Source organism: Aquiflexum sp. (assembly GCF_977115555.1).
The window spans coordinates 1-3,862 of sequence record NZ_CDSBKL010000376.1 but is presented as its reverse complement, the minus strand read 5'-3'; the positions used below and the strand labels follow the sequence as shown (position 1 = coordinate 3,862).

The window sequence follows — 3,862 nt, the reverse complement described above, 5'->3', positions numbered from 1 at the left end:
CTCAATGATTACCATCAATTAGAAAGAAAATCCCTAGAAGACATCTTAAATTTTCACCATAGGTTTGAGGTGATTCATCCCTTTCAGGATGGAAATGGACGGGTAGGAAGATTAATCATGTTTAAAGAATGTCTAGCTAATGGCATTGTACCTTTTATCATATCCGACGAATTGAAACTTTATTACTACAGAGGTTTACAGGAATGGAATCAAGTAAGGGAATATTTGTTGGACACCTGTCTCACAGCCCAAGATCAGTATAAAAACCTCCTTAATTACTTTGAGGTTGAATTCAAATAGCCGAATCAAACCATCAACTCCTGCCTGACCTCCACCACACCAAATGTCCTTTCGGGTGCTTTGGTATCCAATTCATAAAAACCGGTTGGGGTCAGATTGGTAAAGTACTTGTAATCCTTTGCCAAATGCTGGTAATCGTAGTACCCACAGGCCAAGGCGATACTCAACCAATCCAAATGGGGATTGGCGTTTTTCATAAAAAAAGCTTTTTCAAACCGTACTACTTTGTCAAAAAGCTTTGGCCCAATCCCTGTCCTTTCTGCAAATCGCCGCTGAAACTGCCTGTTGCTCAGACAGGCATCAGCAGCAAGTTTGTCCATAGAAAGCGACCTGTTTTGGTTCAAAATCACAGCACTCACCTTATCTATTCCCTGCAAACTGTATTTTGGCCGTCTGATAAGTCTTTCCAAAAACAATTCAGCAATTCGGATCACCTCTTCCACACCATCAGTGTTGCACATCTGTTCATGCACAGTCCTGATTTCTTTTCCCCAAACATCCTCGGCATCTATAAAAGTATTGGTAAGCTCTTGCGCCGGAATCCCTGTCAGCAAATAAAGCGCACTCGGTTGCAGTACGATCTGCAAAACCCAAAAGTCACTTCCTGTAAATCGGTTGGTGACTACTGTGTGCAAACCGCTGATTGTGCACCTATAGTGGATCGAATAATCCATGCAACCAGGATATTTGACTTGTTGGGTATTTCTAAGGGAAAATATCAAGCAGATTTCAGGGCGGGGACAATATACCTTAGGTGGAATTATTGTCCCTGCCTCAAATTCAAACCTGATGACTTGGTGCTTCCTGACATAATCTCTCAAAGAAGGACCGGGCAAAAAATCCCTGAGTATCATTTGTGCTTAATTTAATGTTAATGGCGGCCCGACATTTTTGATTCCATGTGCCAAGGAAATTTTTTGTGCTTCCTCCTCTGTTGGAGGTCGCCCTAGGTCAGTCATGGTTTGGAAAAATTCCTCCATTTTGAAAGCAGGCTGCAGGATATAGAACAACTTACCCTTATCCGAAGTCTGAATCCAGGTATGCGGAATGTTTCTTGGCAGAAAAATGGTGTCTCCTGCTTTGAGTTGATGCTGAAGTTCTCCCAACTGGAAGAGGTATTCTCCTTCTACTACATAAAAAACCTCATCCTGCTCCAAGTGAACATGAAGCGAGGGTCCGGTTTTTTCCACTCCAATATACTCAAATGCTGACATTTGTCCGCCTGTATCTTTGGAGGAAATTTTGAGGTCGTTGGGATTGACACCCCTGAAAGGTGTATGCTTCCCGAATCTCGCCTCACCGGATTTGACCAAAAATCCGTTTTTTACTTCATTTTTTGAAAAAGGGAATGCCATCAGGTCGGACCCGAAGGCAGCAAGCGCGGCAGTAGTGACAATAAATTTTCTCCGTTCCATAATTATTGTGGTTAAAGGTTATGGACAAAAATACCCTGAACCAAGATCATGGAGCTGGTAAAAATCGGACGTTTTTATTTCAAAAAAACATCCATCAAAACGGTTGCCAGTCTTGCTGATCGATATTAGCCAAAGCATGGAAACTAGTGTTTTTTCCTTTGCGACTTCGCGCCTTCGCGGGAAAAAAGTATCCAGCTTCCGAAGAAGCAGAATAACAGGAAAACTTTTCTTAGGGTCTTCGTGTCTTTGTGGGCTATATTCTTTCTTGTTTTGCGACTTTGCGTCTTTGCGAGAAATAAGAAGTATCCTGCTTCTAGAGAAGAAGGATAGCTGAAATAGTCTGACGGCTGGAAGCCATCCGACTTGGTTTACTTTGCGCCTTGGCGACTTTGCGGGAAACAAGAAGGATCCTGCTTCTGGAGAAGCAGGATAACTGAGAAGGAGGATAGGCCAAATACATCTAACAATCATCCCTTGATGCCACCATTTTGGAGAAGTATTGCTGACTTGATATGGTTTTAAAATTATTGACTGTGTTTCCTTCATAACGGTTCACACCATCAAAAGTACCAAACCAGATACTTCCATCCTTGGATTCCAAAATCCCAAAAATCATTCCTTCATCCGACTTCAATATTTCAGGACTGATCATCAATTTATTGGTTAATGATTTGGGCCTATAGCGCGATAGTTTCCAGTTTTTTTCGCCTTTGATACTTCCCGAGCTAGTCAAGATATTCCCTTCTCTATCTTCGAGGATATACCCTACAAAATCCTTTGTGATATTGGTGAATACATTCCCGTCATACCGCCACAAACCATCATTTCCTCCAAGCCAAATATTGCCTTTTTGATCTTCAATGACTGAACGGATATTTTTAAAAGCCCTACCTAAATTCGAAACCGGTGAAAATATCTCCCCATCAAATACAAAGGTGTTGCCCCTCGTGGCAAACCAAAGCTTACCTGACTTGTCTTCAATGATGGAATTGACTTCATATTGGCCTCGTTCTGCAAAAGTTTTTCCGGTTAAATCTTCAGTCATCTCATCTTCATTGATGATAAAATTCCTAAAAGTCTTCCCATCAAATCGGCTCGCTCCTCCCCAAACACCGAACCAGATGTTGCCGGCTTTATCTTCATAAATACTGACAACATCATTATTGAGGAGTCCATCCTCGGTGGTGTAGTTTCTGAATCTTTTACCATCATAGGAAAAAACCCCCGAGCCTAGGGAACCAAACCACATAATACCTTTGCTGTCTTCCATAACCGAGAAAAAACGGGAAGAGCTAACCTGTTTGGTGAAGTTTGTAAATGACTTTCCATCAGATAGAAAAATACCCTCCCAAGAGGCGATCCATATCCTGCCATCACTATCCTGCTCAATATTCCGGACGATACTCTTTGGTGAATCGGAGGTTAAAAAATATTTGGATTCCGGTTTGTGACTTTCGGTTGATTGAGCTGTTTTGTTTTGTGGGTTACAGGAAGTGCAAAAAACCACCATTAACAACCCTGCGAATAATCCTAAGTTTCTTATCATTTTGTATTGGTTTAGAATACCCAAACATATGCCTATACTAAGCTGAGATGGTAAATGGTTTGTAAAAAGATTGTAAATCAGCGTAAAAACCTATTCTTCCCACAAATTAAACCTTAAATTTGGTCAATGAAAAAACTGCTTCAACCTGCGGGCATCGGAATACTTTCCATGATTTTGATGATGGTTATCCTTTGGCCATGGCAGTCTGAAGACCTTGCGGAAAACAGGGAAATCAGGTTGAGGAATGTTGGGCACAAGGTTTTGTTAGCTTCTGGGGATTCCTCCTCGAGGGTGTTGCCTGTCAATAAAATCAGTGAAAACGAATTCGTTTTGTTATTCGAAAGTCCCTTCCAATTTGAACCTGACAGCTTGGTCAAAGTCATCCATGCTGCGTTGGGAGAAGGGATTGAGACTAAGACTCCTGAGGACAATTACCAAGTCAATGTGTTGGAATGCCGGGGACATCAGATTGTCTATAGCTATCAGATGTCGGGGCAAAAGGATAAAACCCTTGTTCCCTGTCAGGGAAGGGTACAACCAAAGGATTGTTACCGGATCAAAATCAATTTTGAATCTACACAAGTGAAAGCTTCAAACTTTT

General features: G+C 41.6%; 4 protein-coding genes and 1 pseudogene. 2 read left to right on the top strand and 3 right to left on the bottom strand.

The annotated features are described in order from the left end of the window. Positions 1 to 300 (top strand): Fic family protein (locus ACZFYI_RS16895; RefSeq protein ID WP_462525302.1); only part of this gene is annotated, 300 nt, incomplete at its 5' end. A 5-nt stretch (positions 301 to 305) separates the two neighbouring features. Here the strand turns inward: ACZFYI_RS16895 and ACZFYI_RS16890 are convergent. The 3 genes from ACZFYI_RS16890 to ACZFYI_RS16880 form a co-directional block, all read right to left on the bottom strand. Next, complete coding sequence (locus ACZFYI_RS16890; RefSeq protein WP_462525301.1) at positions 306 to 1,154, bottom strand: helix-turn-helix domain-containing protein; 849 nt, start codon at positions 1,152 to 1,154, stop codon at positions 306 to 308. A gap of 6 nt (positions 1,155 to 1,160) precedes the next feature. Next, a complete protein-coding gene (locus ACZFYI_RS16885) occupies positions 1,161 to 1,715 on the bottom strand; it encodes a cupin domain-containing protein (RefSeq protein ID WP_462525300.1) in 555 nt (184 codons plus the stop codon). A gap of 460 nt (positions 1,716 to 2,175) precedes the next feature. After that, positions 2,176 to 3,261, bottom strand: a complete 1,086-nt coding sequence (locus ACZFYI_RS16880; protein ID WP_462525299.1) for a ligand-binding sensor domain-containing protein — start codon at positions 3,259 to 3,261, stop codon at positions 2,176 to 2,178. Positions 3,262 to 3,387: 126 nt separating this feature from the next. Between ACZFYI_RS16880 and ACZFYI_RS16875 the strand changes: the two are divergent. Beyond that, positions 3,388 to 3,862, top strand: a pseudogene (locus tag ACZFYI_RS16875) (hypothetical protein); the annotation flags it as partial.